The organism is Blautia sp. AM23-13AC, assembly GCF_003435675.1.
GTDB classification, from domain to species: Bacteria; Bacillota; Clostridia; order Lachnospirales; family Lachnospiraceae; genus Fusicatenibacter; species Fusicatenibacter saccharivorans.
Genome location: NZ_QTUL01000002.1, coordinates 393,181 through 416,297, shown reverse-complemented (window position 1 = coordinate 416,297; position 23,117 = coordinate 393,181). Strand labels below are relative to the sequence as shown.

The 23,117-nt window shown below is 50.8% G+C and carries 27 protein-coding genes and 1 tRNA gene; 24 read left to right on the top strand and 4 right to left on the bottom strand.

What is annotated here, in order from left to right:
* Positions 1 to 23: 23 nt before the first annotated feature.
* Together DW642_RS04360 and DW642_RS04355 are read right to left on the bottom strand one after the other, a co-directional pair.
* Positions 24 to 215, bottom strand: coding sequence for a hypothetical protein (locus DW642_RS04360; RefSeq protein WP_055266438.1), 192 nt, complete (start codon positions 213 to 215; stop codon positions 24 to 26).
* The gene (locus DW642_RS04355; RefSeq protein WP_117509374.1) at positions 215 to 1,345 is read right to left on the bottom strand and encodes a glycoside hydrolase family 27 protein; all 1,131 of its coding nucleotides are present in this window, start codon (positions 1,343 to 1,345) and stop codon (positions 215 to 217) included. The genes DW642_RS04360 and DW642_RS04355 overlap by 1 nt, the downstream gene beginning before the upstream one ends.
* A 130-nt stretch (positions 1,346 to 1,475) precedes the next feature.
* Here DW642_RS04355 and DW642_RS04350 point away from each other — a divergent pair, with 130 nt between their 5' ends.
* Positions 1,476 to 2,279, top strand: coding sequence for an AraC family transcriptional regulator (locus DW642_RS04350; protein ID WP_117509373.1), 804 nt, complete (start codon positions 1,476 to 1,478; stop codon positions 2,277 to 2,279).
* A 10-nt stretch (positions 2,280 to 2,289) separates the two neighbouring features.
* Here the strand turns inward: DW642_RS04350 and sigG are convergent, their stop codons facing one another.
* Positions 2,290 to 3,075, bottom strand: coding sequence for an RNA polymerase sporulation sigma factor SigG (sigG, locus tag DW642_RS04345; protein WP_055220491.1), 786 nt, complete (start codon positions 3,073 to 3,075; stop codon positions 2,290 to 2,292).
* A gap of 220 nt (positions 3,076 to 3,295) precedes the next feature.
* Between sigG and DW642_RS04340 the strand changes: the two genes are divergently transcribed.
* The 4 genes from DW642_RS04340 (at position 3,296) to DW642_RS04325 (ending at position 6,057) form a co-directional block, all read left to right on the top strand.
* Positions 3,296 to 3,811: a transcription repressor NadR gene (locus DW642_RS04340; RefSeq protein WP_117509435.1), complete on the top strand. Its 516-nt coding sequence runs from the start codon at positions 3,296 to 3,298 to the stop codon at positions 3,809 to 3,811.
* 153 nt (positions 3,812 to 3,964) lie between these two features.
* Positions 3,965 to 4,038 (top strand) — tRNA-Arg (locus tag DW642_RS04335).
* Positions 4,039 to 4,238: 200 nt separating this feature from the next.
* On the top strand, positions 4,239 to 5,741 hold the full coding sequence (locus DW642_RS04330; protein WP_117509372.1) for an alpha-N-arabinofuranosidase: 1,503 nt from the start codon (positions 4,239 to 4,241) through the stop codon (positions 5,739 to 5,741).
* A gap of 61 nt (positions 5,742 to 5,802) precedes the next feature.
* Positions 5,803 to 6,057 (top strand): DUF6171 family protein, encoded by a 255-nt coding sequence (locus DW642_RS04325; RefSeq protein ID WP_117509371.1) that lies wholly within the window; start codon positions 5,803 to 5,805, stop codon positions 6,055 to 6,057.
* A gap of 83 nt (positions 6,058 to 6,140) precedes the next feature.
* Here the strand turns inward: DW642_RS04325 and DW642_RS04320 are convergent, their stop codons facing one another.
* Entirely contained in the window at positions 6,141 to 7,493 is a 1,353-nt protein-coding gene (locus tag DW642_RS04320) for an MATE family efflux transporter (protein ID WP_117509370.1), read from the bottom strand.
* A 184-nt stretch (positions 7,494 to 7,677) separates the two neighbouring features.
* Here DW642_RS04320 and DW642_RS04315 point away from each other — a divergent pair, with 184 nt between their 5' ends.
* The 19 genes from DW642_RS04315 (at position 7,678) to DW642_RS04225 (ending at position 23,109) form a co-directional block, all read left to right on the top strand.
* A complete protein-coding gene (locus tag DW642_RS04315) occupies positions 7,678 to 8,517 on the top strand; it encodes a MerR family transcriptional regulator (protein ID WP_055227940.1) in 840 nt (279 codons plus the stop codon).
* 148 nt (positions 8,518 to 8,665) lie between these two features.
* On the top strand, positions 8,666 to 9,688 hold the full coding sequence (gene rfbB / locus DW642_RS04310; protein ID WP_022461570.1) for a dTDP-glucose 4,6-dehydratase: 1,023 nt from the start codon (positions 8,666 to 8,668) through the stop codon (positions 9,686 to 9,688).
* 59 nt (positions 9,689 to 9,747) lie between these two features.
* Entirely contained in the window at positions 9,748 to 10,929 is a 1,182-nt protein-coding gene (locus tag DW642_RS04305) for a MerR family transcriptional regulator (RefSeq protein ID WP_117509369.1), read from the top strand.
* A gap of 189 nt (positions 10,930 to 11,118) precedes the next feature.
* Positions 11,119 to 11,847: a CpsB/CapC family capsule biosynthesis tyrosine phosphatase gene (locus DW642_RS04300; protein ID WP_055227942.1), complete on the top strand. Its 729-nt coding sequence runs from the start codon at positions 11,119 to 11,121 to the stop codon at positions 11,845 to 11,847.
* Positions 11,848 to 11,866: 19 nt separating this feature from the next.
* Positions 11,867 to 12,610: a YveK family protein gene (locus DW642_RS04295; protein WP_055228010.1), complete on the top strand. Its 744-nt coding sequence runs from the start codon at positions 11,867 to 11,869 to the stop codon at positions 12,608 to 12,610.
* A gap of 15 nt (positions 12,611 to 12,625) precedes the next feature.
* Positions 12,626 to 13,327 carry a polysaccharide biosynthesis tyrosine autokinase gene (locus DW642_RS04290; protein WP_055227943.1) on the top strand — a complete coding sequence of 234 codons (702 nt, stop codon included), beginning with the start codon at positions 12,626 to 12,628 and terminating at the stop codon, positions 13,325 to 13,327.
* 5 nt (positions 13,328 to 13,332) lie between these two features.
* Entirely contained in the window at positions 13,333 to 14,067 is a 735-nt protein-coding gene (locus DW642_RS04285; RefSeq protein WP_055227944.1) for an immunoglobulin-like domain-containing protein, read from the top strand.
* Positions 14,068 to 14,205: 138 nt separating this feature from the next.
* A complete protein-coding gene (gene yqeC, locus DW642_RS04280; protein WP_117509368.1) occupies positions 14,206 to 15,042 on the top strand; it encodes a selenium cofactor biosynthesis protein YqeC in 837 nt (278 codons plus the stop codon).
* 25 nt (positions 15,043 to 15,067) lie between these two features.
* A complete protein-coding gene (gene moaC, locus DW642_RS04275) occupies positions 15,068 to 15,556 on the top strand; it encodes a cyclic pyranopterin monophosphate synthase MoaC (protein ID WP_022462471.1) in 489 nt (162 codons plus the stop codon).
* 3 nt (positions 15,557 to 15,559) lie between these two features.
* On the top strand, positions 15,560 to 16,075 hold the full coding sequence (locus DW642_RS04270; protein WP_117509367.1) for a MogA/MoaB family molybdenum cofactor biosynthesis protein: 516 nt from the start codon (positions 15,560 to 15,562) through the stop codon (positions 16,073 to 16,075).
* Between the two features lie 21 nt (positions 16,076 to 16,096).
* Complete coding sequence (gene selD, locus DW642_RS04265; protein WP_117509366.1) at positions 16,097 to 17,140, top strand: selenide, water dikinase SelD; 1,044 nt, start codon at positions 16,097 to 16,099, stop codon at positions 17,138 to 17,140.
* Positions 17,141 to 17,166: 26 nt separating this feature from the next.
* Positions 17,167 to 17,781, top strand: coding sequence for a sulfurtransferase-like selenium metabolism protein YedF (yedF, locus tag DW642_RS04260; RefSeq protein WP_082424685.1), 615 nt, complete (start codon positions 17,167 to 17,169; stop codon positions 17,779 to 17,781).
* Entirely contained in the window at positions 17,778 to 18,926 is a 1,149-nt protein-coding gene (locus DW642_RS04255) for an aminotransferase class V-fold PLP-dependent enzyme (protein ID WP_117509365.1), read from the top strand. Before yedF ends, DW642_RS04255 begins: the two co-directional genes overlap by 4 nt.
* Before the next feature lie 57 nt (positions 18,927 to 18,983).
* A complete protein-coding gene (locus DW642_RS04250; protein WP_022462466.1) occupies positions 18,984 to 19,220 on the top strand; it encodes a DUF3343 domain-containing protein in 237 nt (78 codons plus the stop codon).
* Positions 19,221 to 19,235: 15 nt separating this feature from the next.
* Positions 19,236 to 19,607 carry a winged helix-turn-helix domain-containing protein gene (locus DW642_RS04245; protein WP_022462465.1) on the top strand — a complete coding sequence of 124 codons (372 nt, stop codon included), beginning with the start codon at positions 19,236 to 19,238 and terminating at the stop codon, positions 19,605 to 19,607.
* 151 nt (positions 19,608 to 19,758) lie between these two features.
* On the top strand, positions 19,759 to 20,604 hold the full coding sequence (gene yqeB, locus DW642_RS04240; protein ID WP_022462464.1) for a selenium-dependent molybdenum cofactor biosynthesis protein YqeB: 846 nt from the start codon (positions 19,759 to 19,761) through the stop codon (positions 20,602 to 20,604).
* A 29-nt stretch (positions 20,605 to 20,633) separates the two neighbouring features.
* A complete protein-coding gene (locus DW642_RS04235) occupies positions 20,634 to 21,659 on the top strand; it encodes a molybdopterin-binding protein (protein ID WP_117509364.1) in 1,026 nt (341 codons plus the stop codon).
* 3 nt (positions 21,660 to 21,662) lie between these two features.
* Positions 21,663 to 22,634 carry a GTP 3',8-cyclase MoaA gene (moaA, locus tag DW642_RS04230; protein WP_117509363.1) on the top strand — a complete coding sequence of 324 codons (972 nt, stop codon included), beginning with the start codon at positions 21,663 to 21,665 and terminating at the stop codon, positions 22,632 to 22,634.
* A 37-nt stretch (positions 22,635 to 22,671) separates the two neighbouring features.
* Positions 22,672 to 23,109: an MOSC domain-containing protein gene (locus tag DW642_RS04225; RefSeq protein WP_022462461.1), complete on the top strand. Its 438-nt coding sequence runs from the start codon at positions 22,672 to 22,674 to the stop codon at positions 23,107 to 23,109.
* Positions 23,110 to 23,117: the final 8 nt, after the last annotated feature.

The window sequence follows — 23,117 nt, the reverse complement described above, 5'->3', positions numbered from 1 at the left end:
TGTGCATTTCAGACAGTATAGGTCTATACAAACAGTGTACACCCCTGCCGCTTGAACTGTTCGATTTTTTCGTCAATGAGCTCCGGCGTTACACCGAGATGCTTAGAAAGACACTGCTTGCAGAAAAACTGTTCTGCGCCGCGGTTGATAAATTTACGGTGGGCGCCGATCTCGTTATGTGTGAGTTCTTTGCCGCACTGCATACAGCGTGCCATCAGAGTTTTACGACCTTTGCACGGTATACTTTTGATGCAAACGGCTCGAGTTCTGTGACAAGGGATGCATTGTTTGCACACAGGTTCTCGCAGGTCCAGACCTCAGTAAGTTCCAGAGTATGGCCGGTGGAGAACGGAAGGCCGATTTCATCGAGATTCATGGCTGCACGTGATTTTTCATCACTGAGATTGAACATACCGATGGCGAGATCTCCGTCTGCGAGTGCCTTCACATAGATCAGAACCTTGTCATTCCATGCATGGTTTTTCACTTTATACGGCTGACGGCAGAGCGGATCCTGGTTGATGCGGATCATTTCGTCATTCATGAGAATGCGGCGGGTTTCGTCGCTCATCTCGCGGATGTCGCAGCCGATCATCAGCGGGGAGCCAAGGAATGCCCACAGTGCATAGTGTGTCTGATACTGGACATCGCTGCAGCCGGCCAGTCCAACATTTCCTTTTTCATGCATGCCGACGATCAGCATGTCCATATCGTTGAAGCAGCCGACGCCGTTGTACGGATGCAGTTTTTCCTGCTGTGCCACGAGATCTTTGACAGAATCCCAGGTATCAAAGATGTCGCCGGTGGAACGCCACATGGAAGCGCCGGTTTCTTTGATCCACTCATGCGTTTCATCAGCACCCCAGGAGCAGGCAGAGAAGAGAATGTCGCGGCCGCAGTTCTCGAGTGCCAGTCCCATGCGGCGGTACAGATATTTTCCGTGCAGGATCGGGCTGTGGTAGCAGTAGTCGTATTTTAAGAAATCAACATCCCAGGATGCGAAAGTTTCCGCATCGACAAATTCGTGCTCATAGCTGCCAGGGTAGCCGGCACACGTCATGTTTCCGGCGCAGGAATACATACCGAATTTCAGCCCTTTGGAATGAACGTAATCGGCAACGGCTTTCATACCATGCGGAAATTTTTCCGGATCCGGCACAAGACGGCCGTTTTCATCGCGTTCACGTAAGGACCAGCAGTCGTCGATGACAAGATATTCGTATCCTTTATCGCGCAGGCCGCTCTCGGCCATGACATCAGCAGTTTCAAAAATCATTTTTTCATTGATATTTTCTCCGAAGGTGTTCCAGGAATTCCAGCCCATCGGCGGTGTAAGTTTGATCATAGTATTGACCTCCCGTAAGTTTTGATGTACTTTGAGTATAGATGGATTTCCAGAGCAAAACCATGGAATTTTAAGACAAAAGCATGGATTTTTGCTTCATAAAGAATAAAATACGGGAAAAGGAAAGAATATGCTTGTATCAGAAATGAACGGGATCCGGCCTGTCGATGCCGGGCGGCAGGACTGCCATGATCTGCATTCCTGGGGGCCGGGTGTACGGCAGTGCTATATTATACATTATATTATAAGCGGAAAGGGAACGTTTACCTGCGGGAAAAAGACGTACACACTTACCGCCGGACAGAGCTTTTTAATCTGTCCAGAGCAGGTGGTGCAGTACGCGCCGGATGAGAACGAGCCGTGGGAATATGTGTGGGTTGATTTTGTCGGGGAACAATGCCGGCAGATTCTGGCACGGTCGGTACTGAACCCACAGCAGCCGGCGGCGCCGCCTCTCCGTCAGGAAAGGCTTCTGCCATATTTTGAGCGTCTCTGCCAGATGGAACTCTATCGCCGGAACAGCCAGGAGGCCGTCGGAGTGCTGCTTGCGCTTCTGGGCGTGTACCAGGATCTGGCGGAGCCGCAGCGGGAGGAGAGAAAGAAGGAAGATCCGCGGATCATGGAAGCGATGGCTCTGATTGCCGCAGGGTATCACAGGAGTGAGTTCTGCGCGGAGACAATTGCGCGGAAAATGGCGGTCAGCCGCACAACGCTGAACCGTCTGTTTCAGAAGAAAATCGGCTGGTCACCAGGACAGTATCTGCTGGAATATCGGCTGCAGCAGTCAGAAAAGCTGCTGCAGATGGGGATGACGGTCAAACAGACGGCGCTGTCGTGCGGATTTGAAGATCCCTTTTACTATTCCCGTGTGTTCCGGAAACACTATGGAATGCCGCCGTCGGATTACCGGCTGGAGTTTGCAGAAATTCAGTGAACGGCGGGCGTTACCGCTCGTCGGAGAGATAATTCCGCATAGAGCGCAGGGCGGACTTTTCCAGCCGGCTGACCTGCGCCTGCGAGATGCCGATTTCCCGGGCAACCTCCATCTGGGTCTGCCCCTCATAGAAACGCATGCGGATGATCTGGCGTTCGCGCTCATTGAGACGGGCGACCGCGTCCTGCAGGGCGAGGTTCTGCACCCAGTTTTCTTCTTTATTTTTCTTATCACTTAACTGATCCATGACATACAGGGTATCGCCGCCTTCCGTGTAGACGGGCTCATACAGACTCATCGGGCTTTGGATTGCGTCGAGGGCATAGACGATATCCTCTTTTCCAATGCCGATTTCAGCGGCGATTTCCTCGATCGAAGGCTCTTTCTGGTTCTGCTTGAGATAAAGTTCGCGGGCGCAGATGGCGCGGTAGGCAGTATCCCTGAGGGAACGGCTGACGCGGATCGCATTGTTGTCACGCAGATACCGCCGGATTTCACCGATGATCATCGGCACGGCATAGGTGGAGAAACGGACGTTTAAGGTCGTGTCGAAGTTATCAATCGCCTTAATCAGGCCGATACAGCCGATCTGAAAGAGATCGTCGGCGTTTTCACTGCTGTTGGAGAAGCGCTTGATCACGCTTAAGACAAGGCGCAGATTGCCCTGAATGTAGCGTTCGCGGGCAGCAGCATCTCCTTCGCGGGCCTTTTTCAGCAGAGTCTCCTTTTCTTCGGCATTCAGTACGGGAAGGCGTGATGTATTGACTCCGCACAGTTCAACTTTATTGATCGCCATGGTATGCATCCTCCTGAAACATGGAACGTATGGTTACCGTTCGTTACTGTTATACGTTCATGATTGGCAGTTGGCGGGACGAATATACGAGAGCCCGGAAAATTTCATAAAGTTTTAGTCCTTGACAAAGCTTTTGGAAAATGATTTCCTGCTATTGTAGAAACGGCGGAAAGTGTGATAAGATAAGGGAAGTGTACGAAATGCGAGGTCTTGTTTTATGATGAGTGGAAAGGAACGAAGAGAAGAGATTCTTCAAAGAATAACAAACAGTAAGACGCCGGTCTCCGGTGCAGCGCTGGCGAAGAGCTGTGAAGTCAGCCGTCAGGTGATTGTCCAGGACATTGCCCTGATCCGCGCAGCCGGATACGATGTGATTGCGACAAACCGCGGCTACATCTGCAGCAGCCCGGTGAGAGAGAAGCGGGTCTTTGAGGTGAATCACACGGATGAGCAGATGCAGGACGAGCTGAATACAATTGTGGATTTCGGCGGCGTTGTGCTGGATGTGATTGTGCGTCACGAGGTTTACGGAGAACTGCGGGCGGAACTTAATATCAGTTCACGAAATAAGGTGGCACTGTTTATGGAAGAAATCCGGCAGGGAAAATCACGGCCGCTGAAGAATATCACATCAGGGGAACATTTTCATACCGTATCGGCAGACTCGGCGCAGACCCTGGATCTGATTGAAGAGGAACTGCGAAAGAAAGACTACCTGGTGCGGACTGTGAAATAGGGGAAAAAGCCCTTATTTTCACAAAAAACTGTTATTCGAAAAAATTTTAAAATTTTTTCAAAAAGGTGTTGACTTTTCTCTTAGGATAGTGTAATATACATGATGTCAGCGGGAACGAGTGATAAACAAAGAGTTCTAAAGCGACAAAGAAATGTGCGTTTAGCTCAGCTGGATAGAGCGTTTGGCTACGGACCAAAAGGTCGGGGGTTCGAATCCTCTAACGCACGGACGGTAACCGTCCTGGTGAAAACCAGGGCGGTTTTTTCGTATGCAGAATGAAAAATAAAACAAGCGGCCTTTTGGTCAGCAGCCAGACGGCCGCACTTTTTGAAAAAATCATGGGGAAACAACTTGTACGCTCATTGACACAAGTGAGATACATCTCCTATAATAAAGCCAAATTTAAGATCTCGAAAGGGGACAAGTTATGGCTAAGTTAGTAATTGATGCGAACAGAAAGCTTTCAAAAATCAATAAGGAAATCCAGGGACAGTTTTCGGAGCATCTGGGAAGATGTATTTATGAAGGACTCTATGTAGGAGAAAATTCCGATATTCCGAACGTGAACGGAATGCGTACCGATGTTGTTGAAGCACTGAAAAATATCAAAGTTCCGGTATTGCGCTGGCCGGGCGGATGTTTTGCAGATGAATATCACTGGAAAGACGGTATCGGACCGAAAGAAAGCCGCAAAAAAATGATCAACACCAACTGGGGCGGTGTTGTCGAGGACAACAGCTTCGGTACCCACGAGTTTTTTGAACTCTGCCGTCAGATCGGATGTGAAACCTATATCAACGGAAATATGGGAAGCGGTACTGTACAGGAGATGTCGGAGTGGGTTGAATATATGACATTTGACGGGGTATCTCCGATGGCAGACCTTCGTGCGGAAAATGGCCACGAAAAGCCGTGGACCGTCGATTTCTTCGGCATCGGCAATGAGAACTGGGGCTGCGGCGGAAATATGAATCCGGAATTCTACGGAAATATGTACCGCAGATATCAGACCTTTGTGCGTGATTACGATGGAAACAAAAAGATCCGGAAGATTGCCTGCGGCGCCAATTCGGATGATTATGAGTGGACGCAGGAAGTGATGAAAGCATGCTTCCGCAGAATCTCCCCACAGCAGCATGGCATGATGGATGGCCTGTCGCTTCATTACTATACGGTACCGGAAACCTGGGATCACAAGGGAAGTGCAACGGAGTTTGCGGAAAAAGACTGGTATAAGACCATGAAAAAGACGATGTACATGGAAGAGCTGATCCGCCGCCACAGCGCCATTATGGATCAGTATGACCCGGACAAAAAGGTCGGTATGATCGTGGATGAGTGGGGTACCTGGTATGATGTAGAGCCTGGAACAAATCCGGGATTTCTGTATCAGCAGAATACCATGCGTGACGCACTGGTCGCAGGGATCAACCTGAATCTCTTCAACAAACACAGCGACCGTGTCAAGATGGCAAATATCGCACAGATGGTCAATGTTCTGCAGTCGATGATCCTGACAGAGGGTGAAAAAATGGTCAAAACTCCGACGTATCATGTTTTCGATCTGTATCAGGTACATCAGGAAAATGATCTTCTGGCAAGCTCTCTGGAAACGGAGCAGGTTGGTCTGGAAGACGAATACATGGTTCCGAATCTGACGGAATCTGTTTCGGTAGATGCAGACGGTGTACTTCATATCACGATGACGAATGTGGATCTGGAGAAAGCATATCCGGTAGAGGCGGTACTTCTCGGAAAAGAAGCCGGCGAGATCAAAGCCGAGATCGTAACCGGCCATATGCAGGATAAAAACACCTTTGAAGAGCCGGAGACGGTTGGCGTTCAGGGCTTTGACGGTGTGCAGGCAGCAAAAGAGGGAATTTCCTTTACCATTCCGGCGTGCAGTGTGCTTCATATCGCCGTAAAATAGGAAAACCATAAAAACCAGAAGATATCTGGGATGAAAAAAGATTCGGTTCCGGAGGAGTTTGATGGACGGAAATACCAGGATCTGTAAAAAATGCCTGCTTCGTGAGATGGACGAGGCAGGCTTTTTTCAGAATATGTATGATTATATTGCAAGAATTCCGGCGGAAGATAAAACGCCGGAGGAGGAATACGAGCGGCGGCTTTCCATCTGTAAGGAGTGTGAAAAGCTGCTGTCCGGCATGTGCCGCATGTGCGGTTGCTACGTGGAGATGCGGGCAGCGATTGCACTGCGGGACTGCCCGGGGAAAAAGTGGTAGCAAAAGAGAAACCCCGCACAGCGGATCCTGTGAAAACAACGGATCCCTGTGCGGGGTTTTGAGAATCAGCGAAGTCGGTAAGATCAGTTGGGACTTGTTTGCGTCTCCGTTGCGACTTTCGGATCCTTGAAATAGCGGGACAGCTTCGGCACGGAGATGAACAGCGTCAGAAATTCGGCGACCGGAATCGACAGCCACACACCGTTGGTGCCAAGCACGAGCGGCAGAAGCAGCGCGGAGAGAACGATAAAGACGAAGGTTCGCAAAAAAGAAATCAAAGCAGAGGTCTTTCCGTCTGACAGTGCCGTAAAAATGCCGGAGGCGACGATATTCGTACCGCAGAACAGGTAAGCGATGGAGAACAGATATCCGCCGTGGCGTGTCAGTTCAAAGCCGTACGTGCCTTTCTGCATGAAAACGGCGGAAATGACCGGAGAGCCGAAGGCGGCCACAAGTGCGATGATCACAGAGCTTACCACAACGAAGCGGATACTGATGCGGTAAAGCCGGATCAGCCGCTGTTTGTTCCGGCTGCCGTAGTTGAAGCTGAACACAGGTGCAACGCCGATACTGTAGCCGAGGTACAGCGCAACAAAGAGAAACTGTCCGTACAGAATCGCCGTGATGGCGGCAACACCGATTTCGCCCTCAAATTTCAGCATCAGCATGTTGAAAAGGTAAGTGACAACGGCTGCAGAAAGATTGCTGACCATCTCGGAGGAACCGTTGAAGCAGCTTGTGGAGAGCAGGCCTTTGGAAAATTCCGGACGGGTGAAGCGAAGGCCTTTGCGGGCGAAGGTAAAGTATAAAATGCCGGCAACGGCCGGAATGCACTGGCCAAGGCCGGTGGCAAGGGCAGCTCCGGCAACACCAAGATGGAGCGGAACGACAAACAGATAGTCCAGAAGCATGTTGGTAATGCCGGCGGACACCGTAAGGGAAAGTCCGAGTCCCGGGCGTCCTGCCGTTACAAAGAAGGACTGGAACAGCGCCTGGAGAAGACAGACCGGGGCAAAGGAAAGGATCGTCCGCAGATAGGCGGTACCGTAATCCATCAGCACCGGCGTTGCACCGAGCAGACTGCAGATCTGGCGGCAAAACAGGTTGCCGAGCACTGCGCCCAGAATACCGATGATCAGTGTGGTAAGGGTAAGGGCAGAAAAGTTACGGTTGGCTTCCTCCTGTTTTTCCTGTCCGATCTTTGCGGCGACAACGGCGCTGCCTCCGGTACCGAACATGATGCCGACGGCAAGAAGAATGCTGACGGCAGGATAGACGATATTGGCGGCGGAAAGCGCCATGCTGTCCACGTACTGTGCGATGAAAAAGCCATCCACAATACTGTAGAGAGACATAAAGATCATCATGATGATCGATGGAAACGCAAACTTCAGCAGAGAGTGGAAGTTGAAATCCTTGGCGAGTGACTGGCTCATAATCAAAAACCTCCTTTTTATGTGTGAAAAGCCTTTTTCAGACACGCTTTAGATGGGAAAGATTTCTTGTGAAAATTTGAATCGTTTGCTATTATAAAGGATAGGGTAACCCTATAGTCAAGTGCAAAAAAGGTGAAAAACAGGAAAAATTCCGAGAGCACATATTCAGGAAAAGGAGTCAGAAATGGGAAAACAGGAGTATTTAAGCGCGGGGCGATTTGCAGCGCTGGTAGGCACGACAAAGGAAACGCTCTTCCATTATGATGAGATTGGGCTGTTCGTACCAAAAAGAAGAGGGACAAACGGCTACCGGTATTATGCGATGGATCAGATGGAAACGTTTGATGTGATCGGAATGCTGCGGGAGCTGGGCATGCCGCTGGCAGAGATTCGAAATTATCTGGAACAGCGAAGTCCTGAAAAATTCGGAGTACTGCTGGAACAGGAGGAGAAGGTGGTGCGCGAAAAAATGCAGCGGCTCCGCGAGATGCAGCGCTGGATTGGGGAAAAGAAGCGGTTTCTGGCACAGGCATCGGCGGAATGCCGTGAGGCGTTTGAAAAAGATCCCTTCTGTCCTGTAGGGATTCATACCCTGCCATTACAGTATCTTGTCACAAATCACAGCGAATCAGCGGATAATCTGGCAGTCAATCAGAAAATCGGAGAGCTCTATGCTTACTGCGGGCAATACGGAAATCGAAGTTCGTATAATGTGGGGTTTGTTCAGAAACGGGAAACACTGGAAACGGGGAATTTTCTGGATTACCGTGATTTCTATCTGATTTTTGATCGTGTGCCGGCGAAAGTGCGATACACGGTTCGGCCGGAGGGAGAGTATCTTTGCTATTATTATAAAGGACCGTGGCAGGGAATTGAAGCGGCGTACCGGAAGCTGTTCCGATATGCCACGGAACAGAAATTTTTGCTGGATGACCGCTTTTATGAGGAATATATGGTGGACGCGCTGACCAGTCAGGAAATGGAACAGTATATTACGAGAATCGCCGTAAAAATTTTAAGATAGACAGGTAGGAGGGGAAAAAACAAGATTTTCACAAACTTTTTTCATTCTCCTCTTGACCATGACGCAACGTCACCCATTATAGTGAGGGTACAACAAGTTGAATTGACATAAAACTGAGACGATAAACACACCAAAAAGGAGAAAAAGCATGAAAGTATTAGTAACAGGCGGAGCCGGATTTATCGGCGGAAACTTCGTACATCACATGGTAAACAAATACCCGGATTATCAGATCGTAAACCTGGACCTGCTGACCTATGCGGGAAACCTGGAGACTCTGAAACCGGTTGAGGACAAACCGAACTACAAATTTGTAAAAGGTGATATCGCAGACGAAGCTTTCATCATGGATCTGTTTGAAAAAGAGAAATTTGACGTTGTTGTCAACTTCGCAGCAGAGAGCCATGTAGACCGTTCCATCGAGGATCCTGGCATCTTTGTTCAGACCAACGTAATGGGAACCCGTGTACTGCTGGATGCTTCCAGAAAATTCGGCGTAAAGAGATATCATCAGGTATCTACCGATGAAGTTTACGGAGACCTTCCGCTGGATCGCCCGGACCTGTTCTTTACAGAGAATACCCCGATCCACACCTCCAGCCCGTACTCTGCATCCAAAGCAAGCGCAGACCTGTTTGTACTGGCTTACCACAGAACCTTCGGTACCCCGGTTACCGTTTCCAGATGCTCCAACAACTACGGCCCGTATCACTTCCCGGAAAAGCTGATTCCGCTTATGATCAGCCGCGCACTGGCAGACGAAGAGCTTCCGGTATACGGAAACGGTGAGAATGTCAGAGACTGGCTGCACGTATCCGACCATTGTGAAGCAATCGACCTGATTATCCATAAAGGTAAAGTAGGCGAGGTTTACAACATTGGCGGACACAACGAGAGAACAAACCTTCAGGTAGTACAGACCATCCTGAAAGCTCTGGACAAACCGGAATCTCTGATCAAATACGTAAAAGACCGCCCGGGCCATGACAGAAGATATGCAATCGATCCGACCAAGATCGAGACTGAACTTGGATGGAAACCAAAATACAATTTCGATACCGGAATTGCACAGACAATCCAGTGGTATCTGGACAATGAAGACTGGTGGAAACACATCATCAGCGGTGAGTATCAGAACTACTTTGCTGAGATGTACAAAGACCGTCTGTAAGAGAGAAAAGTGAAATGCAAAGGCCGCAAAAAAGCGGCTTTTGCGAAGGAGTGGTGGATATGGATCAATATTATACCACTGGTGAATTTGCCCGGATGGCCCATGTGACCATTCGGACAATTCGCTATTACGACAAAAAAGGGCTGCTGAAGCCAAGCTTTATCAACGAGTCCGGTTATCGGATGTATTCGGATGAGGATTTTCTGAAGCTGCAGAAAATTTTATCGCTGAAATATCTCGGATTTTCCCTGAATGAGATCGGAAATATGACGATTCACGATACGAGTGCGGATATTCTGAAATCATTGAAAATGCAGATCGGACTTGTGCACAAGAAGATGGAAAATCTGGAGCAGATGGAAAAGGCGCTGCAGAATACGACACAGATTCTGGAGGAGACGAACCAGATCGACTGGACCGGCATTCTGAACCTGATTCATCTGACCGATATGGAAAAGATGCTGGTGGAGCAGTACAAAAACGGGGAAAACCTGAATATCCGTATTTCGCTGCACGAGCAGTATTCCCAAAATAAAAAGGGATGGTTCCCGTGGCTTCTGGAACAGATGGATTTTGACGGTGCGCGCCGGATTCTGGAGATTGGCTGCGGAAACGGACAGCTCTGGAAAAAAGCGGAGCCATCCGTGCTGAAAGGAAAGTATATCTGTCTGTCTGACCTGTCAGACGGCATGATCCGGGATGCGGCGGAAAATCTGGGAGAAGAAAAGGCATCCTGTTTTGATTTCCGGACACTGGACTGCCAGAAGCTTCCGTTTCCGGATGCGGAATACGACCGGATTATTGCAAATCATGTTTTGTTCTATGTCCAGAATCTGTCCCGCGGTCTGCAGGAAATCAGCCGTGTGCTTTCAGATGACGGCGTGTTCTACTGCAGTACGTATGGAAAAGGCCATATGAAAGAGATTACCGATCTGGTACAGGAGTTTGATCCGCAGATCAATCTTTCGGAGGTGGCGCTGTATACTATTTTTGGTCTGGATCACGGAGAAAAGCAGTTAAAGCCTTATTTTGGCAGCGTAGAGAAAAGAATCTACGAGGACAGTCTCTGGGTCGACCGGCCGGAGCCGCTTCTGGACTATATCCTTTCCTGCCATGGAAATCAGAATGAGTATCTGTATCCGAGACAGCGGGAATTCAAAGAATTTCTGGAAAAGAAAATTCAGAAATACGGCGGAATTGCGATCACAAAAGAGGCAGGGGTTTTCATCTGCAGAAAATAACGGGAGAGGCCGACATGAAAATGGAGGTCTCTTTTTTATCCCTCATTTTAGGCAAGTTTGACAAAAATGTTAAAAAATAAATACAGAGTATGTTTTTTGTATTGCCAGAGATCACAAAAGGATGTATACTAAAGTAGAATGTCTAAGTATGCGTGACTTGAAGAAAGAACACAAAAAGAGGGATAAGGTATGAAGGAATTATTTGATGTACACTGCCATATGGTCCCGGGGGTAGACGACGGTGCAGCTGACCTGGAAGAGTCGCTGGCGATGCTGAAAATGCAGCACGAGGACGGGGTCAGGAAGATTATCATCACACCGCATTATCGGCGGCGGATGTTTGAAACACCGGCAAAAAAGGTACATGAGCAGTTTCTGAAACTGCAGGAAGCGGCAAAAAAGGAATATCCGGATATGTCGCTTTATCTCGGGTGTGAACTTCACTCGAACATGGATCTTCAGGATATCCTGGAAAAACGGAAATATGTGACCATGGCCGGTTCATCCTATGTTCTGTTGGAATTTTCCGAGGGAGATTCCGCACAGCATATCCGTGAGAGAGTCTACAATGTACTGTCCTGCGGTTACGAACCGATTATCGCGCATGTGGAGCGCTATCAGGCAACGGTAAAGAGCGTCGGATTTTCCAGCGATCTGGTGGATATGGGCGCAAGACTGCAGGTGAATGTGGAAAGTATACTTGGAAAGTATACGTGGGGGGCAAAACGCTACTGCAGAAAACTGATGAAGGAAGATCTGCTCGGTTTTGTCGGCAGCGATTCCCACAACACAAAAACACGTATTCCCAACATAGGAGCAGGCGCTGCCTATGTTTCAAAAAAAATGGGAGAGGCATATGCCGAAAGGATTTTCCACGATAATCCGATGGAAATCTTAAGGGATGCCGGAGAAATCTAAAAAAAGTCAGGAGAAGAAGATGGAAACGAATCAACAGAATCAGGATGAAATTGAAATCGATTTACTGGAACTGCTTCGTGTGCTCTGGAGCAAAATTGGCTATGTGATTTTAGCTGCATTGGCACTTGGCCTTCTGATGGTACTGGTCAGCAAAGTATTTATGAAGCCGCAGTATGAATCGACGACAAAAATGTATGTACTGTCAAAACAGGACAGCAGCAGTACTGTAACAAGTGGAGATCTGCAGGCAAGTTCTCTTTTAACCAAAGACTATGCGGAGCTGATTCAGAGCCGTCAGGTTGTTGAAACCGTTATTGCACAGTTAAATCTGGATCTTACCTATGAGGAGTTTTTGAACAAAATTACTGTTACTACACAGAACGATACGCGTATCCTTTCGATTACAGTAAAAGACGAAGATCCGTATGTAGCAAGCCAGATGGCGGATGCAATCCGTGTAGCAGCATCAGATCATATTCAGAACGTTATGAACACAGAAGCTGTAAATGTGGTAGATGAGGCGAATATTCCAGATGAGCCGGTAAGCCCAAGTATTAAGAAAAACGGGCTGATCGGTGCAATAGCAGGTGCATTTATCGCGATTGTCATCATCATTATTGTTTATCTGACAAATGACACCATCCAGACCTCCGAAGATGTAGAACGTTATCTGGGTGTCAGTACACTCGGCATAATTCCTCTTGCAGAAGGACAGAAAAAGAGCAAGAAGAAAAACAAAAACGGCCGTGGAAGAAAGAAATAAGGGAGGATACGGAACGTGAATCAGGTAGTAGTAAAACAGGAAAAATCAGGCTATCAGATTGTGGAAGCCTACAAATCTCTTCGGACCAACCTTCAGTTCTGCGGAGAAGATAAGAAAGTAATCGCGGTTACAAGCTGTACACCAAATGAGGGAAAGAGCAGTGTTTCTATGCAGCTCGGCATTTCTCTTGCAGAGAGCGGAAAAAGAGTGATTTTGATCGATGCCGATCTTCGGAAATCGGTTCTTCTTGGAAGAACGAAAACACAGAAATCTGTTCGCGGACTGGCACACTTCCTGTCCGGTCAGGCAACTCTGGAGGATGTCATCTGTTCTACCAATGTAAAGAACTTTTACATGATTTATTCCGGCCCGTTTCCGCCGAATCCGGCAGAGCTTCTGGGGGGAAAGAACTTCCGAAGTCTTTTAAATGCACTTCGTAAAGTTTACGATTATGTGATTGTGGATACTCCTCCGCTTGGAAGCGTTATCGACAGTGCAATCGTTGCAGAAATCTGTGATGGTTCAATCATGGTCATTGAGTCCGGTGTGATCAGCTATCGTTTTGCACAGGAAGTAAAGAGCCAGCTCGAGAGAAGTAACTGCCCGCTGCTTGGCGTTGTCCTGAACAAGGTGGATATGCAGAAACAGGCGTATGGTAAATACGGAAAATACGGTCAGTACAAATATGGAGATTACGGCCAGGAGGAGGACGATTAACTGCCATGAAAAAAGGGATTGTTGCAGGTTTGATTGTCCTGTGCGTGGCGCTAGGAGCCGGTACAGCAGCTGTCGTAGTGACGGACGACCGAAAAGGCCCGGAAATCGAGCTTCCAGCTGATGGGGATGTAACGTATGAGGAAGGCAGTGATACAGCGTCTTTGCTGGAAGGCGTTACTGCAACGGATGAGAAAGACGGAGATGTGACAGATTCGCTGATGATTGAAAACATTTTCCCGAACGATGATCATACCAGTGCATCGGTTGTCTATGCGGCAAAGGACAGTCACAATAATGTATCAAAAGCAACACGCCGCGTGAATTATAAAGCTGCAGCGGAAGATACCCCGGCGGAAAATGAGGCTACGCAGGAAACGGATAACAGTGGGGCGGCAGATGAGTCTGCACCGGCAGCAGAGGAGCCGCAGCAGAATGACACAGAGGGCACAAAAAATGAGACAGATGCGCAGATGGAAATCGAAGCACTGCCGGCGGAAAGCCCAAAACTGTACCTGAATACGTATGAAGTAACAGTGGAAGCCGGAAACGATCTGGACAAAACCAGCTATATCAAAGAGATGACCGATGATGCAGACAGCCAGGAGTCACTCTTTAACCAGATTGAGATCGACGGCGATGTGGATACTGCAGTGCCGGGAGATTACACGCTGACGTATCATGTGACGGACAGCGATGGAAACAGATCAAATGCAGCGGTGCTTACCGTACACGTTCAATAAGAATAGAAGAACTGCTCTGATGGGGATGCCCGATCGGGGCAGTTCTTTTTTCAAGTTTTTACGGCGCGAGTAAAATTTGACAGCCCAAAATGAGTATGGTAGAGTGAGAAAGAAAGACGGCAGAAGGGGGCAGAGGAGATGCTTCGAATCTGGCAGAAAACAGAAAAACAGAAGCTGGAGCCGGTAGGGATGGGAACGGCGTTCCCCTTTTTAAAGGAAAAGAACCATGTAGTTTCTATCATCGGCGGCGGCGGAAAAACGACGCTGCTGTACGAGATGGCAGGCTTTTGTGTAAAAAACGATCAGAAGGTACTGGTGACAACTTCGACGCACATTTATCGTCCGCCGAAGGAATGGCATGACCAGAGTCTGGAAGCGGTCGAAAGAAAATTTCGCACAGGCCGCGCAGCGATTATCGGGAGTGCCTGCCGGGATCCGGAAAAGCTTTCCATGCCGGAAACGGAACTATTTGAAGAGGCACGCAAAAAGGCCGATCTGACGCTGATCGAGGCGGACGGCGCAAGGCACCTGCCGTGCAAGGCACCGGCGGAACATGAACCGGCGCTGCTTTCCTCTTCAGATCTTGTGATTGGTGTGACAGGTCTTTCGGCACTGGGACAGCCGCTTGGCAAGGGCTGCTTTCGGGCAGAACGGGCGGCGGAACTGCTTGACTGTACGATGGAACACCATATCACGGAAGAAGATCTGGCACGGCTGATCGCATCGGAACAGGGACAGCAGAAGGATTTGAAAGGCAGAACGTTTTATGCGGTACTGCACCAGTATGAGGAAAAAGAACACCGGGCGGCCGCAGAGAAACTTGTGGAGCTGCTGCGCAGGCAGGGGATCGAGCATGTTCTGGTTACGTGCGCGACAGGAAACAGAAGACAAAGCGGTGAGAACACGAATCCCTGGTATGGGAGAGCAGAGCTTCCCGTGCGTGAAGCGGAAGAAGAGTGGGAACCCGGAGAATAAAACGGAAATAGAACGGAGGAGACAGATGGCGGAATTTACCCATTTTAAGAAAGACGGCAGCGCCGTCATGGTCGATGTCCATGAGAAGCCGGACACGTACCGGGCAGCATCGGCGACGGGAACCATACAGGTAAGCCCGGAGGTATTTGCAGCCGTGCGGGACCATACGGCGAAAAAAGGCGATGTGCTCGGCGTTGCACGGCTGGCAGGTATCATGGGGGCGAAAAAGAATGCGGAGTTGATTCCACTGTGCCACATTGTGCCGCTGACGAACTGCGAAGTGACATTTACCACGGACGAGAATACAAATTCTATTACGGCCGTGTGCACCACATCATGTGTCGGAAAGACCGGCGTGGAGATGGAGGCGCTGACTGGCGTTTCCACAGCGCTGCTCACGATCTACGATATGTGCAAGGCGATGGACCGCGGCATGGTGATTCGTGATATCCACATTCTGGAAAAGGACGGCGGAAAGAGCGGTCATTATATCTATCAGAAAGAGGAAAAATAAAGCATGGCAGAAAAGAAAGATTTCCCGGTTTTCCGGGTGGGAATTGTAACGTTAAGTGACAAAGGATATCAGGGCGAGCGCGAGGATAAGAGCGGCCCAAGGATCAAAGAGCTGCTTCCGGCGGAGCAGTATGAGGTCGTTTCGATGCGTCTTCTGCCGGATGAGCGGGCGATGATCGAGGAGGAACTGATCCGGCTTGCCGATCTGGAGCAGTGCGATCTTGTCCTCACGACAGGCGGCACGGGATTTTCCATGCGGGATGTGACACCGGAGGCAACTCTGGCGGTATCCGGCCGTGTGGCACCTGGCATCGCGGAGGCGATCCGCGCGGGCAGCATGGCGATCACAAAACGGGCGATGCTGAGCCGGGCAGTGAGTGCAATCCGTCATCGGACGCTGATTATCAATCTGCCGGGAAGCCCGAAGGCGGTGGAAGAGAGTCTTGGATTTGTACTTGATACCCTGCCGCATGCGTTGGGACTTCTGCGCGGAACGGACGGAGAGTGCGGAAGAAGCTGAAAAAAGAGGGAACAGGTAACGATGGAAGAAGAAAAAATTATTTTCTGTAAGAGCGGCGGCTGTACGGCAAAGCTCGGGGCAGGCGTGCTAGAACATATTCTGGAGAAGCTGCCGAAAGGGGAAAAGGATCCGAATCTGCTGGTGGGCTATGACAGCAAAGACGATGCATCCGTCTACCGGCTGACGGACGACCTTGCGATGGTCCAGACGCTGGATTTCTTTCCGCCGGTGGTGGAGGATCCGTACACGTTTGGAAAAATTGCGGCGGCGAATGCCTTAAGCGACATCTATGCGATGGGCGGAGAGGTGCGGACAGCCCTGAATATTGTCTGCTTTCCGGAACAGATGGATCTGAATGTCCTCGGAGAAATCATGCGCGGCGGCGCGGAAAAGGTGCAGGAGGCGGGCGGATCGCTCTCCGGCGGTCATTCGATTGCGGATGACAGTGTAAAATACGGCCTTTCTGTCACGGGAACCGTGCATCCGGACCGGATCTGGCAGAACAATACGGGCCGCGTGGGTGATCTGCTCATTCTGACGAAACCGCTCGGAACCGGCATTCTCTGTGCGGCGCACCGCGTCGGGGAGGAAAACCCGGGGGGATTTCAAAAGGCAGTGGAATCGATGATGACGCTGAATAAGTACGCCTCGGAGACGGCACGGAAGTATAACATTCATGCCTGTACCGATGTAACGGGCTTTAGTTTCCTAGGACATCTGCATGAGATGATGGAGTCGGGCGTGTCCTGCCATATCTGGGCGGATCAGATTCCGGTGTTCCAGGGGGCTGTGGAAGCGGCGGAGGAGTTTCTGATCACTGCGGCAGGCCAGCGGAACCGGAATCATCTGGAGCAGCATGTGACCTTTAAGGATATACCGTTCGGCATGCAGGAGGTGCTGTTTGACCCGCAGACATCGGGAGGGCTTCTGATGGCCGTGGATGCCGTGGATGCAGAAAAAATGCAGAGAAAACTGCTGGAGCAGGGGATTCCGGCAGCAATCGTTGGAAAAATCACAGAGCCGGCAGGAACCGAAATTTATGTGACACAGAGCAGGAAATGGTAAGGCAGGGAGGATGAAAAATGGCAGAGATGGAGAAAAAGACAGTAAACGCAATGGGTGATGTGTGCCCGGTACCGCTGGTAAAGGCAAAAAATGCGATTGCAGAACTTGCGGGAAGCGGAAAAGTGGAGGTTCTGGTGGATAATGAAATCGCCGTGCAGAACCTGGAAAAAATGGCGCAGCAGAAAGGATATGGCTTTCTGGTAAAAGAGAAGAAAGAAAAAGAGTATCATGTGGAGTTCACCGTATCAGAAACAGAGCCGGCTGAAACAGAAGAGAAAACCGTATGCCTCGTACCGGCGGCAAAGAAAACAAAACTCGTCGTTCTTTCTGCAGACCATATGGGCGAAGGAGCCGAGGAGCTGGGTAAAATTCTGATGAAGAGCTTCCTTTATGCACTGACCCAGCAGGATGAGCTGCCGGATACGATTCTGTGCTACAACGGCGGTGCAAAGTTGACCTGCGAGGGTTCCGAGTCCCTGGAGGATCTGAAAGATCTGGCAGCGCGCGGCGTTGAAATTCTGACCTGTGGAACATGCCTGAACTTCTACGGCATCACCGAAAAGCTGCAGATCGGCAGTGTGACCAACATGTATGACATCGTGGAGCGCATGAGCAGCGCAGACCGCGTGATTAAGCCATGATTTACCTCGATTCGGCGGCAACGTCGCTGTGGCATCCAAAAGAAGCAGAGGAGCGTATGATCCAGGCACTGCGCGGCTGTGGAAATGCAGGCCGCGGTGCACACGATGCGACACTGGATGCGGGCCGCATCGTCTTTGAGACGAGAATGCGGCTGGCAGAGTTGTTTCACGCGGAGAGTCCGGAGCGGATTGCATTTACGTGCAACGATACGGAGGCACTGAACACGGCAATTTTCGGACTCTTCGGGCCGGGGGATCATGTGATCACGACAGTCTGCGAGCATAATTCCGTTCTGCGCCCGCTGTATGCACTGGAAAAACAGGGACTGGAGCTTTCCGTGATTCCGGCGGATGTATCTGGAAGGATCGATTACGATCAGATGGAAGCGGCAGTGCGGAAAAACACGAAAGCGTTTGTCGTTACGCATGCCTCCAACCTGACCGGAAATATCACGGATCTTGCGCGGGTGTGCGAAATTGCGGAACACCATTCCCTGCTTCTGATCGTCGATGCGGCGCAGACAGCGGGGATTCTGCCGATCAATGTACAGAAAAGCGGGATCGACGTGCTCTGCTTTTCCGGCCACAAGGGACTATTAGGGCCGCAGGGAACCGGCGGAATCTACGTCCGTCCCGAACTTTCGATCCGGCCGCTCAAAATGGGCGGAAGCGGAATCCGAAGCTATGAAAAAGAACAGCCTGCGGCGATGCCGGAGCATCTGGAAGCGGGAACTTTAAATGTCCACGGAATTGCGGGACTTCTGGGAGCGCTGGAATATCTGGAGAAGACGGGGATTGAAATGATTTACAAAAGAGAGAGGGAGCTGATGCATCTCTTTCTGGAGGAAATTCAGGGAATCCCGGGACTTACTTTATATGGAACAGACGATCTGCAGCAGCGGGTACCAACGGCGGCATTAAACATCGGCTCCTGTGATTCGGGATATGTCAGCGACTGGCTGTATGAGAACTATGGTATTGCAGTCCGAAGCGGGGCACACTGCGCGCCGCTGATGCACGAAGCACTCGGGACACGGGAGCAGGGAGCCGTGAGGTTCAGCTTTTCCCATGTACTGACGGAAGAAGAAGTCCGGATTGCCGCGCAGGCTCTGCGGGAGTTTGCCGAAGAAGAAATGCAGCAGTGAGAGAGGCGGCAGCCGGCATCCGGGATACAAAAGAAGCTGGAAAAAGGAAGAAACGATATGAGACAGCGAAAAGAAACCTGGATTCTGACGTTTGCGGGGACAACGCAGGCGATGCAGATGGAGCAGTATGCGAGAGCGCACGGCCTGCCGGGAAGGATGATCCCCGTTCCGCGGGAAATTACGGCGGGCTGCGGCCTTTCCTGGAAAGCAGCGCCGGAAGAGGGAAAAGAAATCCTTGCGGCACTTCAGACGGCGGGACTTGCCTATGAGGCGGAGTACCGTGTGCTGTTGTAGAGGTGTGAGGTGGAAATGGAAGAAAAAGAAGAAACATTACGACAGAAGCTGCGGTACGACATGCGGCTGCGCGTCAGCCGGACGGATCATGCCTTCGGTCCCGGTGTGGCGGAGCTGATGGAGCATGTGGAAGCAACCGGCTCCCTTTCGAAGGGCTGCAAATGCATGCAGATGGCGTACTCGAAGGGATGGAAAATCTTAAAGCGCGCCGAGGAGGATCTCGGCATCCCGCTGGTACAGGGCAACCGGGGCGGCAGCAACGGCGGCCAGACGGTACTGACCCCGGAGGGAAAAGAATTCCTGAAGCGGTACCGGAAGTTTGAACAAGAAGTCCGCGCAGGTGCCGATGCGTCGTTTCAGAAGTGGTTTGGAACAGAAGAAAAATAACATTTTTTACGGGGACACGTTGACAAAACGGGTCCTTTCCTGTATTTTTATTAATGGAAAAAGCGTTATTCTCGAACAAGAATAACGAAGCAGGCCGCGGAAGACGGAAGAAAACGGCTGCTGCTGAAACGAAAGAAGGAAGACAGCGAAGATGAAAAAGAAAGATCTGATCGTGGTACGGGGAGCAGGAGATCTTGCAACCGGTACGATCCATCGTCTGAAAAAAGCGGGCTTTCGTCTGCTGGTTCTGGAAGCAGAGCACCCGGCGGCGATCCGGCGGCAGGTGGCTTTGAGCGAAGCGGTATATGCCGGCAGTGCCAGGGTAGAGGACGTGGAAGCCGTGCGCATGGACGTGGATCTCGCAGAGAAAAAGAACCGGAAAGAACTTCTGGAACAGGAAATGGAACGGATCTGGAAGAAAGATGGTGTTCCGGTGCTCGTGGATCCGGCGGGACTAAGCATTGCAGCACTTCGCCCGGCCGTCGTGGTCGATGCGATTCTGGCGAAGAAAAATCTCGGGACGACAAAAGAGATGGCGCCGCTTGTGATTGCCCTCGGACCGGGCTTTACGGCAGGAGAAGATGTGGATGTTGTAATTGAGACGAAGCGCGGTCATAATCTTGGACGCGTGATCCGAAGCGGAAGCGCGGTTCCGAACACTGGCATTCCGGGCATCATCGGCGGGTACGGAAAAGAGCGTGTGATGCATGCACAGGCGGAAGGTATTCTGCGGAATGCGGCTTCGATCGGAGACATTGTGGAAGCCAGGGCTGTGATTGCAGAGATTGAGACAGAAAACGGGACGGTACCTGTGGAAGCATCTCTCTCCGGTCTGCTGCGCGGGCTGATCCGCGACGGCTATCCGGTGACGAAGGGATTTAAGATTGCGGACATCGATCCGCGGAAAGAAGAACTGCAGAACTGCTTCACGATTTCCGATAAGGCGCGGTGCATCGCCGGAAGCGTGCTGGAAGTGATCTGCGGGGAACTGGAATAGATTCAAATAGAAAAAGTGAGGCGTTTCAGATGAAACTGATGAAAACAGAAGACGCGGTAGGCCAGGTGCTCTGCCACGATATTACACAGATTATCAAAGGTGTGACAAAAGATGCGGTATTCCGCAAAGGCCACATCATTACAGAAGAAGATATTCCGGTGCTGTTAAGTGTCGGAAAGGACAACATTTACATCTGGGAAAAGGACGATACAATGCTGCATGAAAATGAGGCGGCACAGATTCTTTACGATATGTGTAAAAACGATCACATGCATCCGTCCGATGTCAAAGAAGGAAAAATTGAACTGATCGCGGACTGCGACGGTCTTTTGAAAGTGGACCGCGAGAAGCTGAAAAAAGTAAACAGCCTCGGCGAGATGATGATTGCGACGCGCCACGGTGATACATACGTGAAAAAAGGCGACAAACTGGCGGGAACGAGAATTATTCCGCTCGTCATCAAAAAAGAGAAGATGGAGACGGCACAGGCAGTCTGTTCCGACGGGCCGATCCTGACCTTAAAGCCGTTCCACAAGAAAAAATTTGCGGTTCTGACAACGGGAAATGAAGTGTATTACCATCGGATCGAGGACACCTTCACACCGGTTATCCAGGAAAAGCTGGCAGAATTCGGCGCGGAGATGATCTTTCATGAGGTTTACGATGATGATGCATCGAAGATCACAGACGGATGCCGCCGCGCGATGGAAGCGGGTGCCGATCTTGTCTTCTGCACCGGAGGAATGAGTGTGGATCCGGACGACAAGACGCCGCTGGCGATCAAAAATACCGGAGCACGCATCGTTTCCTACGGCGCGCCGGTGCTGCCGGGAGCCATGTTCCTTCTGGCGTATGCCGAAAACGGAACATCGATCGTCGGCCTGCCGGGATGCGTCATGTATTCGAAACGGACGATTTTCGATCTTGTCCTGCCGCGCCTCATTGCAGATGATGAGGTGACAGCGGAGGAGCTGGCCGGTCTTGGCGAGGGCGGTCTCTGCCTGAACTGCAAGGTCTGCACCTTCCCGAACTGCGGTTTTGGAAAAGGCAGATAAACGATGAAGGATCAGTATGGCAGAACGATAGATTACCTGCGGATTTCCATCACGGACGCGTGCAATTTGAGATGCCGGTACTGTATGCCGGAGAGTGCGGCGGGCTGTGCACTGGAGCAGGCGGAACAGAATCCACCGCTTACCGTCGAAGAGATGCTGAAGATTGTGCACGCCGCGGCTGGGCTTGGCATCACGCATTACCGGATTACCGGAGGGGAACCGCTGGTAAGAAAAGAGTGCGTGGAGCTGGTGCAGAAAATAAAAGCAGTGCCGGGCACCGCATCCGTTGGGATCACGACGAATGGCGTACGCCTGGCATCGTGTGCGAGGGATCTGAAGGCGGCCGGCTGTGACAGTGTGAATGTGAGCCTGGATACAGTGGATGCGGCAGAGTTTGCGGCGCTTACCGGACGCGATGCGCTGGAGCAGGTAAAGCAGGGTATCTGCGCGGCCAAAGAGGCGGGTCTTTTAGTGAAGCTGAATGCGGTGCATCGAAAAGAACTGCATGCGCAGGAACTGATTGAATTTGCAGAGCAGGAAAAAGTCCCGGTGCGGTTCATCGAGGTGATGCCGGTGGGCGCCGGAAAATCGTACGTGGGTCCGTCGAATGAGGCGCTGAAAACAGAGCTGGAACAGTGGTATGGGGCATGTACGCCGGACCAGGAAAAAGAAGGAAACGGTCCTGCGGCTTATGTGCGGTACGAAAAGCTGTCGATGCCCGTCGGCTTTATCAGCGCGATCCACGGAAAGTTCTGCGGAAGCTGCAACCGCGTACGGCTGACAAGCCGCGGCTTTTTAAAGCTCTGTCTCTGCTATGAGAACGGCGTGGATCTGCGGGAGGTTCTGCAGAACGGAACGGCGGCGGATCTGCGGGATGTGATGGCACAGGCAATCTTAAAAAAGCCGATGGAACACTGTTTTGAACGGCCGAAGGATATGACAGAGCATCACCTGATGTCCGGTATCGGCGGATGAAATGACGGCGGTTCGAAAAGAAGAGGAAACAAAAGAAATGGGAAAAATCATAGGAATCTGTATCAGTGAAAAACGGGGAACGGCAAAGCACGAGGTGGAAACGGCGAAGCTGGTGGAAGACTGGGGCATCGAGGGCGATGCACACGCCGGGCACTGGCACCGCCAGGTGAGCCTTTTGTCGTATGAAAAAATAGAAGCCTTCCGTGCAAAGGGGGCGGATATTCCGCTCGGCGCCTTCGGGGAAAACCTGATCGTGGAAGGATATGATTTCCGGAATCTGCCGGTCGGCACGCGGTTTTCCTGCGGGGATGCGCTGCTTGAGATGACGCAGATCGGAAAGGAGTGCCACAGCCACTGCGAGATTTTCAAACGCATGGGTGAATGCATCATGCCGCGGGAGGGCGTTTTCGCGGTGGTGCTGCGCGGCGGCACGATTCAAAAGGGTGACACCATCGAACTGGTGACGGAAAAGTAGACCAGAGA

Bases quoted from the DNA above. Each gene is read 5' to 3' on its own strand.
- DW642_RS04250 (WP_022462466.1), top strand. From the start codon at position 18,984: ATGAGACAGCGAAAAGAAACCTGGATTCTGACGTTTGCGGGGACAACG.
- DW642_RS04245 (WP_022462465.1), top strand. From the start codon at position 19,236: ATGGAAGAAAAAGAAGAAACATTACGACAGAAGCTGCGGTACGACATG.
- selD (WP_117509366.1), top strand. From the start codon at position 16,097: ATGGAAGAAGAAAAAATTATTTTCTGTAAGAGCGGCGGCTGTACGGCA.
- DW642_RS04315 (WP_055227940.1), top strand. From the start codon at position 7,678: ATGGGAAAACAGGAGTATTTAAGCGCGGGGCGATTTGCAGCGCTGGTA.
- DW642_RS04225 (WP_022462461.1), top strand. From the start codon at position 22,672: ATGGGAAAAATCATAGGAATCTGTATCAGTGAAAAACGGGGAACGGCA.
- DW642_RS04255 (WP_117509365.1), top strand. From the start codon at position 17,778: ATGATTTACCTCGATTCGGCGGCAACGTCGCTGTGGCATCCAAAAGAA.
- DW642_RS04340 (WP_117509435.1), top strand. From the start codon at position 3,296: ATGAGTGGAAAGGAACGAAGAGAAGAGATTCTTCAAAGAATAACAAAC.
- DW642_RS04360 (WP_055266438.1), bottom strand. From the start codon at position 215: ATGGCACGCTGTATGCAGTGCGGCAAAGAACTCACACATAACGAGATC.
- yedF (WP_082424685.1), top strand. From the start codon at position 17,167: ATGGAGAAAAAGACAGTAAACGCAATGGGTGATGTGTGCCCGGTACCG.
- moaC (WP_022462471.1), top strand. From the start codon at position 15,068: ATGGCGGAATTTACCCATTTTAAGAAAGACGGCAGCGCCGTCATGGTC.
- sigG (WP_055220491.1), bottom strand. From the start codon at position 3,075: ATGGCGATCAATAAAGTTGAACTGTGCGGAGTCAATACATCACGCCTT.
- moaA (WP_117509363.1), top strand. From the start codon at position 21,663: ATGAAGGATCAGTATGGCAGAACGATAGATTACCTGCGGATTTCCATC.
- DW642_RS04320 (WP_117509370.1), bottom strand. From the start codon at position 7,493: ATGAGCCAGTCACTCGCCAAGGATTTCAACTTCCACTCTCTGCTGAAG.
- DW642_RS04305 (WP_117509369.1), top strand. From the start codon at position 9,748: ATGGATCAATATTATACCACTGGTGAATTTGCCCGGATGGCCCATGTG.
- rfbB (WP_022461570.1), top strand. From the start codon at position 8,666: ATGAAAGTATTAGTAACAGGCGGAGCCGGATTTATCGGCGGAAACTTC.
- DW642_RS04355 (WP_117509374.1), bottom strand. From the start codon at position 1,345: ATGATCAAACTTACACCGCCGATGGGCTGGAATTCCTGGAACACCTTC.
- DW642_RS04235 (WP_117509364.1), top strand. From the start codon at position 20,634: ATGAAACTGATGAAAACAGAAGACGCGGTAGGCCAGGTGCTCTGCCAC.
- DW642_RS04270 (WP_117509367.1), top strand. From the start codon at position 15,560: ATGGCAGAAAAGAAAGATTTCCCGGTTTTCCGGGTGGGAATTGTAACG.
- DW642_RS04295 (WP_055228010.1), top strand. From the start codon at position 11,867: ATGGAAACGAATCAACAGAATCAGGATGAAATTGAAATCGATTTACTG.
- yqeC (WP_117509368.1), top strand. From the start codon at position 14,206: ATGCTTCGAATCTGGCAGAAAACAGAAAAACAGAAGCTGGAGCCGGTA.
- DW642_RS04325 (WP_117509371.1), top strand. From the start codon at position 5,803: ATGGACGGAAATACCAGGATCTGTAAAAAATGCCTGCTTCGTGAGATG.
- DW642_RS04350 (WP_117509373.1), top strand. From the start codon at position 1,476: ATGCTTGTATCAGAAATGAACGGGATCCGGCCTGTCGATGCCGGGCGG.
- DW642_RS04300 (WP_055227942.1), top strand. From the start codon at position 11,119: ATGAAGGAATTATTTGATGTACACTGCCATATGGTCCCGGGGGTAGAC.
- DW642_RS04285 (WP_055227944.1), top strand. From the start codon at position 13,333: ATGAAAAAAGGGATTGTTGCAGGTTTGATTGTCCTGTGCGTGGCGCTA.
- yqeB (WP_022462464.1), top strand. From the start codon at position 19,759: ATGAAAAAGAAAGATCTGATCGTGGTACGGGGAGCAGGAGATCTTGCA.
- DW642_RS04330 (WP_117509372.1), top strand. From the start codon at position 4,239: ATGGCTAAGTTAGTAATTGATGCGAACAGAAAGCTTTCAAAAATCAAT.